The sequence below is a fragment of the Thermobacillus sp. ZCTH02-B1 genome, assembly GCF_002159085.1.
GTDB lineage: Bacteria > Bacillota > Bacilli > Paenibacillales > Paenibacillaceae > Thermobacillus.
Genome location: NZ_LZRU01000015.1, coordinates 23064 through 45052 on the forward strand (window position 1 = coordinate 23064; position 21989 = coordinate 45052).

The 21989-nt window shown below is 67.2% G+C and carries 17 protein-coding genes; all 17 read left to right on the top strand.

The genetic code is table 11. The annotated features are described in order from the left end of the window. The first annotated feature begins 14 nt into the window (after window positions 1–14). Entirely contained in the window at window positions 15–2030 is a 2016-nt protein-coding gene (locus tag A9Z00_RS07250; protein WP_296975511.1) for a polysaccharide biosynthesis protein, read from the top strand. A 40-nt stretch (window positions 2031–2070) separates the two neighbouring features. After that, window positions 2071–2958, top strand: coding sequence for a UTP--glucose-1-phosphate uridylyltransferase GalU (gene galU, locus A9Z00_RS07255; protein WP_296975512.1), 888 nt, complete (start codon window positions 2071–2073; stop codon window positions 2956–2958). 6 nt (window positions 2959–2964) lie between these two features. After that, window positions 2965–4155, top strand: coding sequence for a glycosyltransferase family 4 protein (locus A9Z00_RS07260; protein WP_296975513.1), 1191 nt, complete (start codon window positions 2965–2967; stop codon window positions 4153–4155). Beyond that, a complete protein-coding gene (locus A9Z00_RS07265; protein WP_296975514.1) occupies window positions 4113–5273 on the top strand; it encodes a glycosyltransferase family 1 protein in 1161 nt (386 codons plus the stop codon). The genes A9Z00_RS07260 and A9Z00_RS07265 overlap by 43 nt, the downstream gene beginning before the upstream one ends. A gap of 10 nt (window positions 5274–5283) precedes the next feature. Then, the gene (locus tag A9Z00_RS07270) at window positions 5284–6402 is read left to right on the top strand and encodes a glycosyltransferase (protein WP_296975515.1); all 1119 of its coding nucleotides are present in this window, start codon (window positions 5284–5286) and stop codon (window positions 6400–6402) included. Window positions 6403–6404: 2 nt separating this feature from the next. Further along, window positions 6405–7322: a glycosyltransferase family 2 protein gene (locus tag A9Z00_RS07275; RefSeq protein ID WP_296975516.1), complete on the top strand. Its 918-nt coding sequence runs from the start codon at window positions 6405–6407 to the stop codon at window positions 7320–7322. Between the two features lie 12 nt (window positions 7323–7334). Next, window positions 7335–8420: an EpsG family protein gene (locus A9Z00_RS07280; protein ID WP_296975517.1), complete on the top strand. Its 1086-nt coding sequence runs from the start codon at window positions 7335–7337 to the stop codon at window positions 8418–8420. A gap of 32 nt (window positions 8421–8452) precedes the next feature. Next, the gene (locus tag A9Z00_RS07285; protein ID WP_296975518.1) at window positions 8453–9652 is read left to right on the top strand and encodes a glycosyltransferase; all 1200 of its coding nucleotides are present in this window, start codon (window positions 8453–8455) and stop codon (window positions 9650–9652) included. Window positions 9653–10359: 707 nt separating this feature from the next. After that, window positions 10360–11115 (top strand): glycosyltransferase family 32 protein, encoded by a 756-nt coding sequence (locus A9Z00_RS07290; protein ID WP_296975519.1) that lies wholly within the window; start codon window positions 10360–10362, stop codon window positions 11113–11115. A 510-nt stretch (window positions 11116–11625) separates the two neighbouring features. Beyond that, window positions 11626–12870, top strand: coding sequence for a nucleotidyltransferase domain-containing protein (locus A9Z00_RS07295; protein WP_296975520.1), 1245 nt, complete (start codon window positions 11626–11628; stop codon window positions 12868–12870). Then, a complete protein-coding gene (locus tag A9Z00_RS07300) occupies window positions 12867–14099 on the top strand; it encodes a glycosyltransferase (protein WP_296975521.1) in 1233 nt (410 codons plus the stop codon). Before A9Z00_RS07295 ends, A9Z00_RS07300 begins: the two co-directional genes overlap by 4 nt. A 13-nt stretch (window positions 14100–14112) precedes the next feature. Next, window positions 14113–15135 carry a glycosyltransferase family 2 protein gene (locus A9Z00_RS07305; protein WP_296975522.1) on the top strand — a complete coding sequence of 341 codons (1023 nt, stop codon included), beginning with the start codon at window positions 14113–14115 and terminating at the stop codon, window positions 15133–15135. 35 nt (window positions 15136–15170) lie between these two features. Continuing rightward, complete coding sequence (locus A9Z00_RS07310) at window positions 15171–16325, top strand: polysaccharide pyruvyl transferase family protein (protein ID WP_296975523.1); 1155 nt, start codon at window positions 15171–15173, stop codon at window positions 16323–16325. 15 nt (window positions 16326–16340) lie between these two features. Further along, a complete protein-coding gene (locus tag A9Z00_RS07315) occupies window positions 16341–17591 on the top strand; it encodes a glycosyltransferase (RefSeq protein ID WP_367189281.1) in 1251 nt (416 codons plus the stop codon). Next, window positions 17549–18967, top strand: a complete 1419-nt coding sequence (locus A9Z00_RS07320) for a glycosyltransferase (RefSeq protein WP_296975524.1) — start codon at window positions 17549–17551, stop codon at window positions 18965–18967. Before A9Z00_RS07315 ends, A9Z00_RS07320 begins: the two co-directional genes overlap by 43 nt. Further along, complete coding sequence (locus A9Z00_RS07325) at window positions 18964–20346, top strand: glycoside hydrolase family 88 protein (protein WP_296975525.1); 1383 nt, start codon at window positions 18964–18966, stop codon at window positions 20344–20346. Before A9Z00_RS07320 ends, A9Z00_RS07325 begins: the two co-directional genes overlap by 4 nt. After that, window positions 20343–21917 carry a lipopolysaccharide biosynthesis protein gene (locus A9Z00_RS07330; protein ID WP_296975526.1) on the top strand — a complete coding sequence of 525 codons (1575 nt, stop codon included), beginning with the start codon at window positions 20343–20345 and terminating at the stop codon, window positions 21915–21917. The genes A9Z00_RS07325 and A9Z00_RS07330 overlap by 4 nt, the downstream gene beginning before the upstream one ends. Window positions 21918–21989 lie beyond the last annotated feature (72 nt).

Genomic DNA, 21989 nt, shown 5'->3' on the forward strand with positions numbered 1-21989 from the left:
GAAGGAGGAAGACCATGCCCTACCACAGACGGCTGACCCTTCTGATGCTGCTGGACTCCCTGATCGTCATCACCGCCATTTTTGCGGGCCGCGTTCTGCTCGAAGCTTCGGTCGACGTACTGACTTTTCCGCTGGTCGTGAGTTCCCTGTCCCTGCTCCTCTCGCACCACGTGTTTGCCTGGTGTTACAAGCTCTACAAAAAGGCGTGGGAATACGCGAGCGTCGGGGAACTGCTCACGATCGCGAAGGCAGTTACGCTGTCCGTCGCGACGGCCGCGGTCATCCAGCAGGTGATCATCCAGGATATTTATTTTCGCCTGCTGGCCGTCACCTGGATGCTGCACATGCTGCTCATCGGCGGATCGCGCCTCTGCTGGAGGCTCTATCGGGACGCGCGCCTGAAAACCGGCGGAGAGGCGGCCTCTCCGGCCGGCGGAGACGGGCGGAAGCGGACGCTGATCGTCGGCGCAGGCGTCGCGGGCACGATGGTGGCGCGGCAGCTTCTCCGGCCCGGGTCGGAGCTCAGGCCGGTCGCGTTCGTCGACGACGATCCGGCGAAGCACAAGCTGGACATCCTCGGTCTTCCGGTGCTCGGCGGCATCGACCGGATTGAGACCATCGCGCGGGAGATGAACATCGAGAACATCGTGATCGCGATTCCGTCACTCGGGAAGAAGGCGCTGAACCGCATTTTCGAAGAATGCGCGAAGACGAAGGCGAAAACGCAGATCATGCCGAAGCTTGAGGACCTTGCGTCGGGCCGCGTGTCGGTCAGCGCGCTCCGGGATGTCGAAGTGGAGGACCTGCTCGGACGGGAGCCCGTCGAGCTCGACATCGACAGCATTTCGGAATACGTGACGGGCCGCACGATCCTTGTCACGGGCGCGGGCGGTTCGATCGGTTCGGAAATCTGCCGCCAGGTGGCGAAGTTCGGGCCGAAGAAGCTCGTCCTGCTCGGACACGGCGAGAACAGCATCTACTCGATCGAGTTGGAGCTCAGGGATATGTACGGGGATGCCGGAATAGAAATTGTAACGGAAATCGCCGACATCCAGGACGCGGACAAAATGATGCGCGTCATGCAGGCCCATCGTCCCGACGTCGTCTACCACGCCGCCGCGCACAAGCACGTTCCGCTGATGGAGCGGAATCCGGAGGAGGCGGTGAAGAACAACCTGATCGGCACGATGAACACGGCCCGGGCGGCGAACTGGTACGGCGTTCGGATTTTCGTCATGATTTCGACGGACAAGGCGGTCAATCCGACGAGCGTCATGGGCGCCTCGAAACGCCTCGCGGAGATGTACATCCAGTATCTGGACAGCATCAGCCGGACGAAATTCGTCGCCGTCCGGTTCGGCAACGTGCTCGGCAGCCGCGGCAGCGTCGTTCCGCTTTTCCGCAAGCAGATCGCGGCCGGCGGCCCCGTGACGGTGACCCATCCGGACATGGTCCGCTATTTCATGACGATTCCCGAGGCGTCGAAGCTTGTCATCCAGGCCGGGGCGCTGGCGAAGGGCGGCGAGATCTTCGTGCTCGATATGGGCGAGCCGGTCCGGATTGTCGATCTCGCGCGCAATCTGATCCGCCTGTCCGGATACGCCGTCGAGGAGATCGGTATCCGCTTCACCGGCATCCGCCCCGGCGAGAAGCTGTTCGAGGAGCTGATGAACCCGGACGAAGTGCAGGAACGGAACGTATATCCGAAGATTCACGTCGGAAAATCGCGCCGCGTGCCGATCCGCGAAATCGAGGATCTGGCCGAACATTTCATGGAAGTCGACCGGGAGACGCTGCGCTTCTGGATGTTGACGCTGGCGAACGGGCGCGTGGAGGAGGCGGTGAAGGCGGCCGGGAGGGAACCTCGCGCCGACGCCGTTCCGGACGCGCACGCCGTGTCGCAGGAAGCGTCCGCCGCGGCGGAAGACGCTCCCGCCGAGGCGGGGGCGAAGGCCGCGCAGCCGTCCGCCGCTTCGGACGACGGCCTGACCGCGGTGACGCTGAAGCCGGCGGCGACCGCCGTCCGGTAACGGGGCAACGGACTGGAATAACATGGGAGGGATGCTTGAGATGACCGTCAGGAAGGCGATCATTCCGGCCGCAGGACTCGGCACGCGGTTCCTGCCCGCGACGAAGGCGATGCCGAAGGAGATGCTGCCGATTGTCGACAAGCCGACGATCCAGTACATCGTCGAGGAGGCGGTGGCCTCGGGCATCGAGGACATCATCATCGTGACGGGCAAAGGCAAGCGGGCGATCGAGGACCATTTCGACAATTCCTTCGAGCTCGAGTACAACCTGCTGGAGCGGGGCAAGCTCGACCTGCTCAGCGAGGTTCAGAAGCCGTCGCAGATGGCGGACATCCATTACATCCGGCAAAAGGAACCCCGCGGACTCGGACACGCCGTCTGGTGCGCCCGCAAATTCATCGGCAACGAGCCGTTCGCCGTGCTGCTCGGGGACGACATCGTGCGCGCCGAGCGCCCGGCGCTGCGCCAGCTCATGGACATGCACGACCGGTACCGGTCGTCGGTCATCGGCGTGAAGCCGGTGCCGGACGATGAAGTGCACCGCTACGGCATCGTCGACGGCAAGCCGATCGACCGCGGCTTCTACAGCGTGTCCGGTCTCGTCGAGAAGCCGGCGAAGGGGGCCGCGCCGTCGAACCTCGCGATCATGGGGCGCTATATCCTGAGCCCGACGATCTTCGACATCCTGGGCAGCCTGGAGCCCGGCGCCGGCGGCGAGATCCAGCTCACCGACGCGATCGCGAAGCTGAACGAGACGGAGGCGGTGTACGCGTTCGAATTCGAGGGCACCCGTTACGACGTCGGGGAAAAAATGGGCTTCATCCGCACCACGATCGAGTTCGCGCTGGAGCGCAGCGATCTGCGCGACGGGCTGCTCGATTATCTGACGCAGTTGCTGCATGAACGGCAGCCTGCCGAAACCCGGTGATCGGCGATGGCGCAGCCTGCCGGCCGGATTCTGTTCTGCGCGACCGTCGCGCGGCATCTCGAGCGGTTCCACCAACCCGTCATGCGTTGGTTCAAATCCAGGGGGTGGGAGGTGCACGCGGCCGCTTCCGGCACGCCGGAGCTGCCCTGGACGGACCGGCAGTTCGACGTGCCGTTCAGCCGGTCGCCGCTCAAGCCCGTGAACATCGCCGCCTACCGGCAGCTCAGGCGGATCATCGCGGAAGGCGGCTATCAGCTCATCCATTGCCACACGCCGACGGCGGGCGTTCTGACGAGACTCGCGGCGCGCGGGGCCAGGCGCTCCGGCGTCCGGGTGCTTTATACGGCACACGGCTTTCATTTTCAGAGCGGAGGGCCGAAGCTGAACTGGCTGCTCTTCTACCCGGTCGAGCGGATGCTTGCCCGGCTGACCGACTGCCTGATCACGATCAACGAGGAGGATTTCCGGCTGGCGGCGGACCGCCGCTTCCCGGCCGGCCGCATCGTCCGCGTCCACGGCGTCGGCATCGACCTGGAGCGTTTCCGGCCGGCCGACGCCGAGCGGAGGCGCGGCATGCGCCGGCTGCTCGGTTACGGGATGGAGGATCAACTGCTGTTCTACGCGGCGGAGTTCAACCGGAACAAGAACCAGCGGATGCTCATCGAGGCGCTTGCGCTGCTGAAGGACGATTTTCCGCGGGCGAGGCTGCTCCTGGCGGGCGACGGCCCGCTGCGGCCGGCCTGCGAGGAACTGGCCGCGCGGCTCGGCGTCCGGGATCGGGTCGACTTTCTCGGTTACCGGCCGGACATCGCCGACTGGCTGCCCGCCCTGGACATTGCCGTCGCGTCCAGCTTCCGGGAGGGGCTGCCGGTAAACGTGCTGGAGGCGATGGCGTGCGGCCTGCCGGTCGTCGCGACGTCGAACCGCGGGCACCGGGAGCTCGTGCGGCCCGGCAGGAACGGCTGGCTCGTGCCTCCCGGGGACGCCCGGCAGATGGCCGGCCGGATCCGGGATCTGCTCGCCAATCCCCGCGAGCGCGCGGCGTTCGGCGCCGCCGGCCGCGCGATCGCCTCGTCGTCGTACGGCCTGGATACGGTGATGGCGGAGCTGCGCGCCGTCTACGCATCGATACTGGGTGAAATGGAGATCGGAAAATGGCAACGGCAATTCGGGTACTCCACGCCGTCGTCAACATGAACCGCGGAGGCGCGGAGACGCTGATCATGAACCTGTACCGGCGGATCGACCGGTCGCGGCTGCAGTTCGATTTTCTCACCTGCCGGGAAGGGGTGTACGACGACGAGATTCGTGCGCTCGGCGGGATCGTCCACCGCGTTCCCTGGATCACCGAGGCGGGGCCGGTCGGCTACATCCGCGCGCTGGACCGCTTCTTCGCGGAGCACCGCCATTACCGGATCGTGCACGCGCACATGGACCGGATGAGCGGCTGGGTGCTCCGGGCTGCCCGGCGCGCCGGCGTTCCGGTGCGGATCGCGCACAGCCACAACACGAGAAGCGAAGGCGGTCCGCTGGCGAGGCTGTACAAATGGGCGTCGGGGCGGCTGATCGCGCCGAATGCGACCGGGCGGCTCGCCTGCTCGGAGGCGGCGGCCGCCTGGCTGTTCGGCGGCCGGGCGAAGGAGGCGCGGATCATCCGCAACGCCGTCGACTGCGCCGCCCTCGCGTTCGATCCGGAGATCCGGCGGGCGGTTCGGGCGGAGCTGAACCTCAAGCCCGGGCAGCTCGCCGTCTGCCACGTCGGCCGCTTCACGACGCAGAAGAACCACGCGTTCCTGATCGATCTGTTCGCGCATCTTGCGGCGGAGCGGCCGGACGCGGCGCTGCTGCTCGTCGGGGACGGGCCGCTCCGGGAGCCGATCGCGCGGCGGGCCGAAGCGGCCGGCATCGCCGGCCGCGTCCGCTTTCTCGGCCTGCGGAGCGACGTCCCGCGGCTGCTCGCGGGCATGGACGTCATGGTGTTCCCCTCGCTGCACGAGGGGCTGCCGCTCACGCTGATCGAGGCGCAGGCCGCCGGACTGCCGTGCGTCGTCTCCGACCGGGTGACGGAGGAGGCCGATCTCGGGATCGGACTCGTGGCGCGTCTGCCGCTGGAGGCGCCGCGCGACGCGTGGATCCGCGGGATCCTGCGGGCGGAGGCCCGGTCGGACTCGGTCCTCATGCGCACGCGGGCGGCGGACGAAGTGCGCGGGCGGGGCTACGACATCGGGGCCGTCGCGGAGGAACTGGCCGGCTATTACGGACAAGCCTGCCGCGCGTTCGCCGCCGTGCCGGCGGAGGCCAGGAGAATCGTATGAGGTGGATCATATGGCGAAGATGCGTTGCCGGATGCGGCTCGGCGAGGTGCCGCTCCATCTCTACCAGGTGATCGCGGGGTTCGAACTGCTGGCACGGCGGGGCGTCATCGAGCTCGAGATCGCGTGGGATACGGGGCGCGCGGCGGGCAAGCCGCGCCTTCCCTACAATATGCTGGAAGTGATCCTGGACGGGGAAATCCGGCTGCTCTACGACCTGAACGACGGGTACGACAATCTCGCTCGGGACCCCGACGAGCTGTACGGCCCCCTGCTCAAACATTATGATCTCTGCTTCAAGCGCAGCTTCAGCGCGAAGCGCAACGCCGCGCTCACGCACGGCGGGAAGATCCGGCCGCTCGGCCTGAACTATTGGGTGACGATCCCCGGCAGCGCCGCCCACCGGCCGGCGCCGCTCGATCCGCCGAAGGAGAAGCTGAAGAAGCTGGTCCGGATGCTGCCGATCACCTCCCATTACAACGGCTGGTACACGATCGAGACGTTCGAGGACGAGCCGAAGCCGGACGCGCCGCCGAACATCCTGTTCATGGCGCGGATGTGGGACGTGCAGGGCGATCCCGGCTGGCAATTGACGGAGGCGAAGCGCGAGGAGCGGCATTACATCAACGAGCAGCGCGCGCGCACGATCCGGCTGTGCCGGGAGGCGTTCGGCGACCGGTTCCACGGCGGCGTCGCGCCGACCCGCTTTGCCCTCGAGCGCTACCCCGACCTCGTGATCGCCGACCGGCGCGCGGTCACCCGCCGTGCGTATCTGGAACGGATGAAGCGCTCGGTGATCTGCATCGCGACGATGGGGCTGCACCAGTCGATCGGCTGGAAATTCGCCGAGTACGTCGCCGCGTCCAAGGCGATCGTGACGGAGACGCTGCATTACGAAGTGCCGGGGATCTTCGGCGAAGGCCGCAATTATCTGTCGTTCCGGACGCCGGAGGAATGCGTCGAGGCCGTGGACCGGCTGATCCGGGACGATCGGCTCCGGCTGAGCCTCATGCGGAACAACCGGAATTACTACCGGCGCCATGTGCGCCCCGACCGGCTCGTGCTGAACAGCCTGATGGCCGCGATCGGCGCGTCCCGGACGGAGCACGGCGCCGCCGAAGGGTGGATGTGACGATGGCGGACGGACCGAAGCCGACGCTGACGGTGTTCACGCCGACCTACAACCGGGCGTACGTGCTGCCCCGCGTCTATGAAAGCCTGCGCCGCCAGACGTGCAGGGACTTCGTCTGGCTCGTCATCGACGACGGCTCGACCGACAACACGGCGGAGCTCGTGCGCGGCTGGATGGCGGAGGGAGAAATCCCGATCCGCTACCACTATCAGGAGAACCAGGGGATGCACGGCGCGCACAACGCGGCTTATGGGCTGATCGACACGGAGCTGAACGTCTGCATCGACTCGGACGACGAGATGCCGGAAGACGCGGTGGAAAAGATCATCCGCTTCTGGCGCGAACACGGCGGCGACGACTACGCCGGCATCATCGGGCTTGACGCGGACCGGGACGGGAACATCATCGGCGACCGGCTGCCGGAGGGATTGAAGGCGTGCACGCTGTCCGGCCTGCACGCGATCCACAAGGTGCGGGGCGACAAGAAGCTGGTGTACCGGACCGATCTCGTGAAGGCCGTTCCGCCGTATCCCGTTTTCCCCGGTGAGAAATACTGCCCGCTGAGCTACAAGTATCTGCTGATCGACAAGATCCGCCCGCTGCTCCTCCTGAACGAGGTGCTCTGCCGGGTCGAGTACCTGCCCGACGGATCGAGCCTGAACATGATCCGCCAATACCGGAACAATCCGCGCGGATTCGCCTTTTTCCGGCGGACGGCGATGGAGGTGCAGCCGACCTGGAAGCAGCGGTTCCGCGAGTCGATCCACTACGTTTCGAGCTGCCTGATGACGGGCGGACGCGGCATGCTGCGCGATTCGCCGCGCAAAGGTCTGACGCTGCTCGCGCTGCCGTTCGGCGTGCTGCTGTATCTCTATGTGATGGGCACCCGCCGATCGGCGCCGCGTGCGGCCGGACGCTGAGGGGGCGGATGGATGACCGTCCTGTGGATCAACCTGCTGGTCGTGTTCGTCTTCGCGGCGCTGGCCCGCATGATTCCGCTGGCGCGGCGGGACGGGCTGCCCGATCATGCCGGCAGTCAGGAGGCGGTGAAGCCGAACAAGCTGCTCGTGGCGGCAGCCGCGGCGAGCATCGTGCTCGTCTCCGGACTGCGCAACAACATCGGCGACACGCCTTACTACATGAACGGCTATTCTCTGCTCGAGCCGACGTTCGAGGGTTTCAGCTTCAGGGGAGACTTCGGTTTCAACGCGCTCCAGATCGCGCTGAAGATGCTCATGCCCGATCCGCAGGCGCTCGTCTTCCTGACGGCGCTGGCGACCAATGTGCTCATCGTCGCGGGGCTGTACCGGTACGCGTTGATGATCGAGGTCAGCCTGTTCCTGTACATCACGACCGGCATGTTCACGGTTTCGATGAACGGCATCCGCCAGTACCTCGCCGCGGCCATCCTGTTTGCCGGAACGCACTGGCTGATCCGGGGCGACTGGAAGCGGTATTTCCCGCTCGTCCTGCTGGCTGCGACGATTCACAAGACGGCGCTCATCATGCTGCCCGTCTATTTCTTCGTGCGCAGGAAGGCGTGGACGAAGGCGACGATGCTGATACTCGCGCTGGCCGTGATGGCCGTGGTCGGATTCGAACTGTTCTTCGGCGCCCTGCTCGTCCTGCTCGAAGGCAGCAAGTATGCAGTCTACGGAAATTTCGACAAGGGCGGCGCGAACATCATCCGGGTTGCGGTCGCGGGCGTTCCGCTCGCCATCGCGTTTCTCGGCCGGCGCAAGCTGCGGAACATCTGGCCCGAAAGCGATGTTTTCGTCAACATGACGCTGCTGGGATTCGTGTTCATGATCATTTCGACCGCGAACTGGATATTCGCGCGGCTCAACATTTATTTCGGCCTCTACAGCCTGGTGCTGTTCTCGTGGATCATCCCGCTGTTTGCGGAGCGGTACCGGAAGCTGGCCTATTACGGGGTGCTGGTGTGCCATTTGCTGTATTTCTACTATGAACATGTCGTGTCGCTGGGTCTGCATTATCGAAGCGACTACCTGTTGTGACAGCCCCGCGACCAGCCGGAGGTGACCATTGCATGCCGACTGGCGTACATGCCGGGATTGCGGAGCCGGCCGAAAGGCCGATCGTCGTGCTGCATGTCGTGCCGGGCATTTCGGCGGAAGGCATCGGGACGTTCGTCCTCAACATGCTGGAGCATCTTGACCGGAGCAGAACGAAGGTGCTGCTCGCCGTCACGACGGATTGGGATCAGCTTCATGAAGGCCGGGCGCGGGAGCTGGGCGCGGAAATTTACCGCACGGCCGAGATCGGCGCCGGGCTGATCGGATGGGCGAGGCATTTTGTCCGGCTGATCCGGCTCATCCGGCGGCACGGGGCGATCGACGCCGTGCACAGCCACATGGACTATTTCAACGGCATCAACTGTCTCGCCGCGCTGATCGCAGGCGTGCCCGTCCGCATCGCGCACGCCCACCGGGCGGCCGATTCCGGACGGATCGGCTGGCTCAGGCGGCTCTACTCGTTCGTCATGCGGGTGCTCATCGCGCTCTGCGCGACGGAGCGGGTCGGGTGCTCCGATTCGGCGAACAAGGGGCAGCACCGGATCGGACCGTGGCAGTTCGGTTCGAAGGTCGTGACGAACGGCATCGACATGGGCGTCTTCACGCCGGTCCGGACACCGGAAGCGCCGGAAGGGATCGACGTGCGGGACGATGCGGTCCGCCTGGTGACGGTAGGGCGGATGGACCCGTCGAAGAATCCGCTTTTTCTCGTGCGGATCTTCCATGAGGTGAAGAAGCGGATGCCGGGCGTCCGGCTGTACTGGATCGGCACCGGCAGCCTGCGCGGGGAAGTGGAGGCTTTGATTTCGGAGCTCGGACTCGAGTCGTCGGTGACGCTGCTCGGCGTCCGCCGCGATGTGCCCGCCATTCTGCCCTGGATGGACTGGATGTTGTTCCCGTCCAGGCTGGAGGGGCTTCCGTTCGCGGTGATCGAGGCGCAGGCGTGCGGCGTGAAGTGCTTCGTCTCGGACGCGATTCCCGATGAGGCCAATTTCGGGCTGTGCGTGACGCTGCCGCTGGAGGAGCGTGAGACGTACTGGGCGGACCGGATCTGCGAGCGGCTGGCGGATGGCGGCGCCGGGCTTGCGCTGGACCCGGTGCGTGCGGCCCGGTACGACATCCGGAACACCGTGCGGGAGCTGGATGCGCTCTGGCGGGCGCGGCGCGGCGGGTACGCCGAACCGGGAGTCGCCCGGGAAGGGGCGCCGTTGTAAGGCGGCACAGGGTCCGTCGGGCATCCGGTTCACCGTTTCGGTTTACGGTTTACGGTCTGCGGGACCGTTAACAAGCGCCGCGGTCGGCTTCCGGAGCGCATTAACGGTCCGCGGGACCGTAAACGGTCTGGATTCGGGGCACGGAGCTGCGTGGTGCCGACGAATAACGGTCTGCGGGACCGTTAACAAGCGCCGCGGTCGGCTTCCGGAGCGCATTAACGGTCCGCGGGACCGTAAACGGTCTGGATTCGGGGCGCGAAGCTGCGCGGTGCCGACGAATAACGGTCTGCGGGACCGTTAACAAGCGCCGCGGTCGGCTTCCGGAGCGCATTAACGGTCCGCGGGACCGTAAACGGTCTGGATTCGGGGCACGGAGCTGCGTGGTGCCGACGAATAACGGTCTGCGGGACCGTTAACAAGCGCCGCGGTCGGCTTCCGGAGCGCATTAACGGTCCGCGGGACCGTAAACGGCGAGGATTCGGGGCGCGGAGCTGCGCGGTGCCGACGAATAACGGTCTGCGGGACCGTTAACAAGCGTCGCGGTCGGCTTCCGGAGCGGAATAACGGTCCGCGGGACCGTAAACGGTCTGGATTCGGGGCGCGGAGCTGCGTGATGCCCCCGGCTTTTGCAAACGGCAGAACGACCGGACGCTTCAGGGTTGTGTTGTTGACAGTCAAAGTGAAGGAAGCCGGAAGGAGCGGTGCGGATGGCGGACAAGATGCCTGACGGATGGCGGATTCCGAAGAAGCTCCATTATTGCTGGTTCGGCCGGGGAGAAAAGCCGCGGCTGGTGCGGAAATGCATGCGGAGCTGGCGGCGCCATCTCGGCGATTACGAGTGGATCGAGTGGAACGAGGACAATTTCGACGTCAGCTCGCATCCCTATGTGCGGGAGGCGTACGAGGCGGGGAAATATGCGTTCGTCAGCGATTATGTACGCCTGGTCGCCCTGCTGGAGCACGGCGGCATCTATCTCGACACCGACGTCGAAGTGCTCCGGCCGCTGGCGCCTCTGCACAAGCATCGCGCGTTCACCGGATTCGAGGACGGCCTCCACCTTCAATCCGGTACGCTCGGCGCGGAGCCCGGGCATCCGTGGATCGCGGCGCTGCTGCACGAATACGAGGGCAGGCGGTTCCGGCTTCCGGACGGCGGCTTCGACACGACGACGAACACGGCCGCGATGACGCGTTTCTGCGAATCGATCGGCCTGAAGCGGGACGGCAGCTTCCAGATGCTGCCCGACGGGGTGGCCGTCTATCCGCGCAGCTATTTCAGCCCGTACGATTACATCAACGGGCGCAGCTGCCTGACGACCGAGAGCTATACGATTCACCATTTCTCGCAGTCCTGGCTGCCCGCGCACGTGCGGCTGCGCACCGGGGCGAAGCGGTTCCTGGGCCGCGTGGCGGGACCGGCGGTGGTCGTCGGCCTGCGGCAACTGTTCGGGAGAAACGGGTGAGGCGGCGGTGTTGGCCGCCGGCGGATTCGCGCGGAGGCGTTGGCCACGGGACGGTTGCGCGGGCGCCGCGACGCGGGTGCCGCGCTGCCGGCCGATGGCGGGTGATAGCGCGGAAGCAGCGCCGTGGAGAGCACCCGTCGGAGCCCGTAACGGTACGCGGTACCGTGATAGAGGCGGGGACGGCGGTTGCGAGCGGCCGGGATCGGCCTGTAACGGTACGCGGTACCGTCAGCCGGCCGTGCAACGCGTCTCTGCATTCTCTAACGGCACACGGTACCGTTCGAGGCGGGGAATGCGGTCGCGGGGCGAATTGACAGCTCGGCCAATAGGTGCTATTGTAATCCTGTGTTCATTATAGAGAACATCAAAAAATTAAAAAATATTAAATAGCGAACATTCCGATCCTTCATCCCTTCACCATCGTGAACATCCATTCTGGAGGCGAGGGCGGTGCCTTCGAAACGGTTTCCGCGCTGGGACACCTCAACGTTTCCGGTGGAGCTCAAGGTCATGATCGAGCTGCTGAGCGACAAGCGCACGCCGTGCGTCTGCCCGGATCCGAATCCGTCCGACGGGTTCGACTGGCGCAAATTCGCGGAGCTGGCGGTCCACCACCGGGTCCATCCTTTCATCCTGCGGCGGCTCCGGCTGGGCTGGCCGACGGACATGCCGCAGGCCGTGCTGAACCGGCTGGAAGCGCAATGCCGGAACAACACGATCCGGATGCTGCAACTGACCGCCGAGACGGGTCGCCTCGCCGGCCTTTTCCGCGAGCGAAACATCCGCATGCTGGTGCTGAAGGGGCCGGCGCTGTCGCTCGACCTGTACGGCGACCCGGCGCTCCGTCCATCGGGCGACGTCGATCTGCTCGTGCCGTTCGCCGACATCGGGGAGGCGGACCGGCTGCTCCGGAACCAGGGATACGTGAAGGACGACTACATCCGCACGGTGCTCGGCGACTGGCGTTGGCGCCACCATCACTATGCCTTCTTCCATCCGCAGACCGGAGCGAAAATCGAGCTTCACTGGAGGATGCATCCCTGGCCCGCGCGGGAACCGGCCTTTGACATGCTGTGGGAGCGTCGGCGGACGATGATGATCGGCGGGCGGCCCGTCGAACTGCCCGGGCTCGAGGACATGTTCCTGTATCTCGCATCGCACGGCGCCCGCCACGGCTGGTCCCGTCTACGCTGGCTGCTCGACATCGACCGCCTTGCACGCCAGCCGCTCCGCTGGGAGCGGGTCGACGACGAGGCCCGGCGCCACGAATGCGCGCACCTCTGCGGGCAGGCGCTCCGGCTTGCGGCGGGCCTGCTCGGCACGCCGACCCCGGCCGGCGCGGCGCGAATGGCCGAACATCCGCGGGCGCATGAACTTGCGGAAGCGGCGCTGTTCTATATCGGCCGCGTCATCAACCTGCACAGCCCGCCGCTGCCGCCGGAGGTGGCGCGCTACCACAGCCGCCACCTGCTTCGCCTGATGACGCCGCGGCAGCGCATCCTGTTCCGGCTGAGCTGGCTGCACCCGTACCACGCGGACGCCGAGTCGCTGCCGCTGCCGAAAAACCTGCATTTCCTGTACTTCCCGCTCAGGCCGGTCATCTGGGCATGCAGGAAAGCTCACAGGCCGGTCATCCGGGCATGGCGGATGGTTCACAGGCCGGTCATCCGGGCGGGACGGAAGATGCTGGGCCCGGTCATCCGGGTGCGGCGAAAATCGCGGGTCCCCGCCCGGCCGGGAGGCGGACCGGCGTGAAGAAGCGGGTGCTCTTCACCCTGTACGACATGGAGATCGGCGGGATCGAGCGGAGCCTCGTCAACATGCTGGAGCATTTCGACTATGACCGGTATGACGTCGACCTGCTCGTCTTCCGGCACACCGGCGAACTGCTGCCGCTCGTCACGGACCGGGTCCGCCTGCTTCCCGAGGAGCGCGGGCTCGCCGCCTACCGCAAATCGATCGCCGAATGCGTCCGGGACGGCCAGCTCGCCTCGGCGCTCGTCCGGCTGGCCTGCAAATACGGCGCGCGGCTCAAGGCGCTGCGCCATCCGGTGAACCGCGAGGACGCCGGCGCCGGCTACATCCAGATGCAGCTCGTCTCGAAGTACATGGCCCGCCTTCAGCGGAAGCGCCGTGAGCGGTACGACGCCGCGATCAGTTTCTCCTGGCCGCACGACTACACGGCGCGGAACGTGGAGGCGAACGTGAAGATCGCCTGGATCCACACGGACTACTCCTCGCTCTCCGTCGACCCCGGGATGGATCTGGAGATGTGGCGGTCGTTCGATTTCCTCGCCTCCGTCTCTCCCGCCTGCACGCGGGCGTTCCTGAGCCGCTATCCGGAGCTGGACGGGCGGGTCGTCGAGATCGAGAACATCACCTCGCCGTCGTTCGTGCGCGCCATGGCCGGAGACGGGACCCCGCCGCCCGAGATGGCGGACGATGCCGCAGATAGATCGGGCCGAAAGCCGTTCCGCATCGTCTCCGTCGGACGGCTGTCGTATGCGAAGGGGTTTGACCTGGCGGCCCGGGCGCTCCGGCTGTTGCACGACCGCGGTCACACGCATATCCGCTGGTACATCGTCGGCTTCGGCGGGCAGGAGGCGGAGCTCCGGGCGCTGATCGCGGAGCTCGGGCTTCAGGACAGCTTCCGGCTTCTCGGCAAAAAGGCCAACCCGTACCCCTACATGAACGCCGCCGATCTGTACGTCCAGCCGTCGCGTTACGAAGGCAAGGCGGTCGTCGTCACCGAGGCGCAGATCCTCGGCAAGCCCGTGCTCGTCGCGGACTATCCGACCGCGGCGAGCCAGGTGACGGACGGTGTCGACGGCTACATCTGCCCGGGCGGCGCGGAGGGCCTCGCGGACGCGATCGAGCGGCTGGTGAAGCATCCGGAAGCGCTGGAGCGGGTCGCCGAAGGCGCCCGGCGGCGCGACTACGGCAACGCGGACGAGCTGAAGAAGCTGTATCACATGATTTCGTGAAGGTGGCCGGATCGTGGAAGTCAGTGTCATCGTGCCGGTGTACAACGCGGAAGCGCATCTCGAGCGCTGCATCGCTTCGCTCCGCGCGCAGACGCTGGAGGCGTGCGAGTTCATTTTCGTAAATGACGGATCGACGGACGGCAGCCGGCGGATCCTCGAGCGGCACGCGGCGCTGGACGACCGGATCGTGCTGATCGACCAGCCGAACCGGGGCGTCAGCGCGGCCCGGAACGCCGGGCTCGACGCCGCCATCGGGCGGTTCGTCGGCTTCGTCGATGCGGACGACGAGGTCGCGCCGGAGTGGTTCGAGACGCTGCGGGAAGCGGCGGAGCGGCACGGGTGCGACGCGGTCATCGCGGAGTTCGCGGAGGGCGAAGCGGGCCGGACCGTATCCTTCCCGTTCCCGGCCGGTGTACGGCTTGACCGCGATTACATCCGCTCGCATCTGCTGCCCAATTTCGTGGAATCGGACCGCTGCAACGCGGTTTGGAACAAGCTGTACCGGATGAGCGCGGTCCGCCGCTCCGGCGCCCGGTTCCCGAACCGGGTGGCGCTCGGCGAAGACGGCTGGTTCAACATGCTGTTCTTCGCCGGGGCGGAATCGGCCGTCTACCTGAACTACTGCGGTTACCGGTACCGGGAAACGGAGGGCGGCGCGACCCGGCGCTGGCGCGACCGGGATTATTTCGCCCGGGCGCTGGAGGTGTACCATGCGGAGCTGCCGCCGATCTACGCGGAGCTGATGGACGAGCGGGAGCTCGAGATCCTGCGCTCGGCGAAGCTGATCCGCAGCGTGCTGGCCTACATCTACGTCTACTGCCGGCCGGCCGTCGGGCTTACGCCCGCCGAACGGCTCAGGCGGCTGCGCCGGATGATCGACCATCGCGACGTCCGCCGGGCGCTGGAGGTGTACCGTGCCGCGTTCGGCGGCGGTTCGGGGCGCTACGAGCGGATCATGCTCGAACTCATGAGCCGGCGGTCGGCGCTCGGGGTGTACTGTGCCGCCACCTGGAGCCGGCTGCGGAACGGGGATTGATCGTCCGAATCGACCGAGAACGGGAGGTGCCGATCGTGAAAGTTCTCATGTTCGCACACGCCGGAAGCATGAACCGGGGATGCGAGGCGATCGTCCGGTCGTCGGCCGCCCTCATCCAGTCGCGGATCCGCGGCGCGACGGTGCTGCTGGCGTCCGAGCGCCCGGAGACGGACCGCGGGCTGAACGTTTCGGCGGTGTACGACGGTTCGGCGCGGACGCTGAAGCGCTTCTCGCCGGAGTGGATCGTGTCGTCCATCCGGTACAAGCTGACGGGTGACGAATCGTACGCGCTGGCCCGCATCCACCGCAACGTCATCCGGCGGATCCGGGAAGCGGACGTTTGCCTCTCGATCGGCGGCGACAACTATTGCTACGGCGAGCAGCCGGGCCTGTACGAAATCGACCGCCGGGTGAAACAAATGGGCCGCAAACTCGTGCTCTGGTGCTGCTCCATCGGCGAGGAGGATCTGTCGGCGCGGAAAATGGAGGATCTCAAGCGGTTCGATCTCATCCTCGCGCGGGAGTCCGTGACGTACGACGTGCTGCGCGGCCGCGGCCTCGACAACGTCCGGCTCGTCGCCGACCCGGCGTTCACGCTGCCGGACATCCGGCTTCCGCTGCCGCCGGGCTGGAAGGAAGGCGACACGATCGGCGTCAACATGAGCCCGCTCGTCGCGGAGCGCAATCCCAGGGCCCTCGAGGCCGTGCGCGGACTCGTGCGCCACGTATTGGAGACGACGGAATCGGCGATCGCGCTCACGCCGCACGTCATCCAGCACGGGAACAGCGATCTCGACACGCTCCGGCCGCTGTACGAGGCATTCAGGGAAACGGGGCGGGTGCTGCTCCTGCCGGGCGATCTGAACGCGATGCAGCTGAAGGGATACATCGCGCGCATGCGCTTCTTCGTCGGCGCCCGGACGCACGCGACGATCGCCGCCTATTCGAGCGGCGTGCCGACGATCGTGCTCGGGTACAGCGTGAAATCGAAGGGCATCGCGCGCGATCTGTTCGGCCGGGAGCGGCTCGTGATCGATACCCGCGTCATGGCGAATCCCGCGGAGCTGATCGACGCGTTCGAGGAAATGGTCTCCGAAGAAGAGGCGCTGCGCGGCCGGCTCGCCGACACCCTCCCCCGCATCCGGTCGATGTCGCAGCGGGCCGCGGACTATCTCGCCGAATTGGCATAGGGAGCGCGGCTCGACGTGCGGAAGAAGAAGCTGCTGTTCATCATGCCGGGACTTGCCGCGGGCGGCGGGGAGAAGGCCCTCGTCAATCTGCTGGGGCAACTTGATTACGGTCGGTACGACGTCGATCTCTTTCTGCTCGATCACGGCGGGCTGTTCATGGATCTGTTGCCCCGGGAGGTGCGCCTCTTGCCCTTGCCCGCGCGCTACGAACGGTTCCGGCGGCCCGCCCTTCGCTCCGTGCTGGCGTCGCTCCGCGCGGGCGATCCGGAGCTGGCGTTCTGCCGCGTCCTGTATGCGGTGCGCAGCCGGATCGGGCGCACGGAAGCGGTGCGCGAGCAGTACGGCTGGCGATACCTGCGGCGCGCCCTCGCGTCCGCCGTCTCCGACCGTTACGACGCGGCGATCGGCTTCCTCGAGAAGACGTCGACCTACTTCTGCGTCGATCTGGTGCGGGCGGACCGGAAAATCGGGTGGATCCACATCGACTACGACCGGCTTGGCATGGACCCGGCGTTCGACGACCCGTATTTCGCGAAGCTGGACCACCTCGTGACGGTGTCGGAGGAATGCGCGGCGGTGCTGAAGACGCGTTTTCCCCGGCACCGGGAAAAGATCCGCGTCATCCGCAACATCGTCTCGCCTGCGGTGGTCCGGCGGCTGGCGGAGGCGGAGACGGGCGACCTGTACGGACGCCGGGAAGGCGAGATGATCATCGTGTCGGTCGGCCGGCTCCATCCGCAGAAGGGGTTCGACCTCGCGATCGACGCCTGCGCGCTTCTGGTGGAGCAGGGGCGGAAGGTGCGCTGGTTCGTGATCGGCGAGGGCGGCGAACGGGAACGGCTGGAGAAGCGGATCCGGGAGCGCGGGCTGGAAGGACGGTTCGTGCTGCTCGGGGTGAAGGCGAATCCGTACCCGTACATGCGCCAGGCCGACATCTACGCGCAGCCTTCGCGGTTCGAGGGGAAGCCGATCGCGGTCGACGAGGCGAAAATGCTCGGGCTGCCGATTCTCGTCACCGATTACCCGACGGCGGGGAGTCAGATCGTGCATGAAAAGAACGGGCTGATCGCGGCGATGGAGCCGGAGGCGATCGCGGGCGGACTCATGCGGCTGATGGACGATCCGGCGCTCCGGGAGCAGCTGGTGCGGAATCTCGCGCTGGAACCGCTCGGCACCGAGGATGAGGTGCGCAAGTTCGACGCGCTGCTGGAAGGAGAATCGGAATGGACGGCCGGAAGCGGAAAACAAGCCTCTTGTTCGTCATGAATCATCTGCACTGCGGCGGCGCGGAACGGGCGCTCGTCAGCCTGCTCGGCGTCCTCGATTACGGGCGGTACGAGGTCGATCTTCTGCTGTTCAAGCGGGAGGGGATGTTCCTCGCCAGCCTGCCGCCGGAGGTCCGGGTGCTGGAAGAGCCGGCCGCCTATCGGCTCTTCGACATGAAGATCGAACGGGCGCTGGGACGAGCGCTCCGGGCGGGCCGGCCCGACCATGCCCTCGCCCGCCTGATGGCGGGGGCGATCATCCGGACCGAGCCGGTGCCCGCGCGCAGCGACCAGCGGATCTGGCGGTACATGGCCTGGTGCCTGCCGTCTCCGGAGAAGCGGTACGACTGCGCGATCGGCTTTCTCGAACGGGGGCCGATCTATTATGTGCTGGACAAGGTGCGGGCGGACCGGAAAATCGGCTGGATCCACACCGATTACGACCGGCACGGGATGGACCCGGCGTTCGACGACCCGTATTTCGCGAAGCTGGACCACCTCGTGACGGTGTCGGAGGAATGCGCGGCGGTGCTGAAGACGCGTTTTCCCCGGCACCGGGAAAAGATCCGCGTCATCCGCAACATCGTCTCGCCTGCGGCGGTCCGGCGGCTGGCGGAGGCGGAGACGGGCGACCTGTACGGACGCCGGGAAGGCGAGACGATCATCGTGTCGGTCGGCCGGCTCCATCCGCAGAAGGGGTTCGACCTCGCGATCGACGCCTGCGCGCTTCTGGTGGAGCAGGGGCGGAAGGTGCGCTGGTTCGTGATCGGCGAGGGGGACGAGCGGGAACGGCTGGAGAAGCGGATCCGGGAGCGCGGGCTGGAAGGACGGTTCGTGCTGCTCGGGGCGAAGGCGAATCCGTACCCGTACATGCGCCAGGCCGACCTTTATGTCCAGCCGTCCCGAACCGAGGGCCGGTCGATCGCGGTCGACGAGGCGAAAATGCTCGGGCTGCCGATTCTCGTCACCGATTACCCGACGGCGGGGAGTCAGATCGTGCATGAAAAGAACGGGCTGATCGCGGCGATGGAGCCGGAGGCGATCGCGGACGGGCTCATGCGGCTGATGGACGATCCGGCGCTCCGGGAGCAGCTGGTGCGGAATCTCGCGCTGGAACCGCTCGGCACCGAGGATGAGGTGCGCAAGTTCGACGCGCTGACCGGCGCGTTCGGAGGCGGTGAAGGGGACGGGCCGGCGGCGATCGCGGAGGCGGCCGGCGCCTTCGAAGCCGCGGGAACCGGCACAGCGGCGGGCGCGACCGGGCTGCCGGCGGCGGAGATCAAGCCGGCATCCGGCGAGCCGCCCGTTCCGGAGGGCGCGGCCGGTCCGTCCGGTTCCGGGGCGGCGGTGCTGACGGAGGGAAGCGGCGGACGATGAACGCGATCCTGTTCGGGACATCCTCGGCGATCGCGCTGGCGGCGCTGGCGTCGGCGGCGATCGATCTTGCGCCCGCGGCGTCCGCCTGGGCCGGGCGGATCGGCATCGGACGGTTCCCGGATGAAGCGGCCTGGCGGGAAGCGGCGGCGGAGCGCGCGGTGAAGTGGCTGATCCGGACGCCGACGGTCCGCGTCACCGACCAGACGCGCCTGCTCTGGCTCGACATGCTGCGCGGCGAGTACAGGCGCGCGGCGATCCAGCACTGGCAGGAGGCGGCGCTCGTGCTCGGGCTGACCGAACTGGCGGGCATGGGCGCGGATGAGGAGCCGGCGGCAACCGGATCGGCGGCTGCGCGGTTCGGGCCGGCGGGCGCGGCGCCGCCGGAAACCGCGGCGGCGGCCCGGACCGCGAACCTTCGGACCGCGGAAGCCTTCGCGGCCCGTCTCCGCCCGCGCCTGCGCGCGGCGCTCGGACGCTTCCTCGACCGCAAGTTCGGCGAAGACGGCGCCTGGCGGGTGAAGCCGGGGCAGGTCGACGCGGCGATGCTCGCCTTCGCGGTGATGCGGTGCGGCATGGAGCCGGAGCGGTACCGGCGGGCGTACGACGAGACGGCCGAACTCGTGCTGCGCCATGTCGGCGACGACGGGCTGGTGCGCTACCGGCAGGGGGCGGTCGGCGGCTACCGCTACGTCGACACGATCGGGCTCGTGTGCCCGTTCCTCACCGCTTACGGCCTGGCTTACGGCCGGGAAGACTGCGTCGATCTCGCGATCCGGCAGATCGAAGCGTACGAGCGGCGCGGGCTGCACCCGGAGATCGGGCTGCCGTACCACGCGTACGCCGCCTGCGACGGCCGGCCGCTCGGCCTGTGCGGCTGGGGCCGCGGGCTCGCCTGGTACGCGATCGGGCTCGCCGAGGTATGGCGGCTCCTGCCGGCATCCGAACGGCGCAAGGCGGAGATGGAGGCGCGCGTCGCGAAGCTCGCGCGGGCGGCCGCCCGGTTCCAGCAGGCCGACGGCAGCTGGCGGTGGACGGTGACCCGGCCCGAGACGCGGGCCGATTCGTCCGCCACCGCCGCGCTGGCCTGGTTCCTGCTGCGGTCGGCGGCCGCCTCCGGCGCACCGGACGACGCGCGCGAGCGGGCGCTGCGGGCGCTCACGTACCTGCGCGGCGTGACGCGGCGCGGCGGCGCGGTCGACTTCGCGCAGGGCGACACGCGCGACATCGGCGTGTACGCGCAGCGGTTCGACGTGCTGCCGTTCGCGCAGGGCTTTGCCCTGCGCGCCGCGGCCGCCGCGGAGCAGGTGGAAGCGGCGGAGCGCGCGGATCCGGCGCCTGCGGAACCGATGCCCGCGGAACCGGCGGGGCGGCGCGCATGAGAACCCGCTACGCCTTTTTCAACATCGCCGCCGGACTCGGCAACCAGCTCGTCATCACCGCGCTCAGCTTCCTGTCGCGGACCGTGTTCATCCACAGCCTGGGCGCCGAGTATCTCGGCGTCAACGCGCTGTTCACGAGCGTGCTCGCGATGATCTCGCTGGCCGAGGCCGGCATCGGCGCCAGCATCACGTACCAGCTCTACAAGCCGGTCGCCGAGGATGACCGGCCGCGCATCCTCGGGCTCATGCGGCTGTACCGGCGCGCCTACGCCGCGATCGGGCTCGTCGTGCTGGCGCTCGGCCTCGCGATGCTGCCGCTCTTGCCGTACGTGGTGCGGGACGTGTCGGTGGAGCGGCTCGAGCTGGTGTACGTGCTGTTCGTGCTCAACACGGCGTTGCCCTACTTTTTCATTCACCGGCATTCGTTCCTGAACGTCAACCAGAAGAACTACATCGTGACGCTGACCTTCACCGGCGCGACGGTGCTGGCGACCGCGCTGAAGGTTCTGGTGCTGCTCCGGACCGGCGATTACATCCTGTACCTGGTCACCGAATTCAGCATCATGCTCGCGGCGACGATCGGCGTGGCGGCGGTCGTCGGACGGATGTATCCGTGGCTGCGCCTGAAGGATGCGCCGCCGGTCGATCCCGCGACGAAGCGGGAACTCATGACGAACGTGAAGGCGATTTTGCTCCAGAACGTCGGAACGTACCTCATCTTCGGCGCGGAAAGCCTCGTCATCTCGTCGTTCGTCAGCGTCGCCGCGGTCGGCCTGTATTCCAACTACAAAATGCTGATCGACATTTGCCGGAACTTCATCTACCAGGTGTCGAACAACCTGTACCACAGCGTCGGCAACCTGGTGGCGCGGGAGAGCCGGGAGCGGATCTACGAGGTGTTCCGCGGCATGCAGCTCATGAATTTCTGGCTCTACTCGTGCGCGGGCATCGCGCTGTACGCCGTGATCGGACCGTTCATCCGGGCGTGGATCGGCGAAGCCTGGGTGATGGAGCCGGCGGTGCCGGCGCTGCTCCTGCTCCTGTTCTATGAGCGGGGGATGCGGAACGCCGTCGCGACGGTGAAGACGACGTCGGGCATATTCCGCGAGGACCGGTACGCGCCGCTCGTGCAGGCCGCGGTCACCCTCGGCTGCGCGGTCGCGCTGGTCGGGCCGCTCGGCATCTCCGGCGTCTTCCTCGGTTCATTGATCGGCGCCCTCGCGGTTCCGTTCTGGGTGACGCCCTGGTGGGTGTACCGCAAGGTATTCGCGATGCCGCTCCGGCGTTACTTCATCGTCTACGCCCGGTATACGGCGGTCGCCGGTGCGGCGCTCGCGGCGGTGCTCATGGCAAGCCGTTTCCTGCCGGCGGACGGCTGGACGGCCGTGGCCGCCCGGCTGGCCTTGGCGCTGACGGTGCCGAATCTGCTTTATTGGGCGATGTTCCGGCGGCTGAAGGAGTTCGAGGTGCTGGCCGGCGCCGCGCGGCGGATCGCGGAGATGCTGTTCGGCCGGCTGCGGCCCGGCGCGGAGCGGTCCGCGGAAGCCCGGAAGGCGGGGCAGACGCAGTGAGCGGAAGCGGCGCGGTCCGGCGGCGGATGGCGGATGCGAAGGAACGGGGCGGCGCCGGCTGCTGCGAATGGC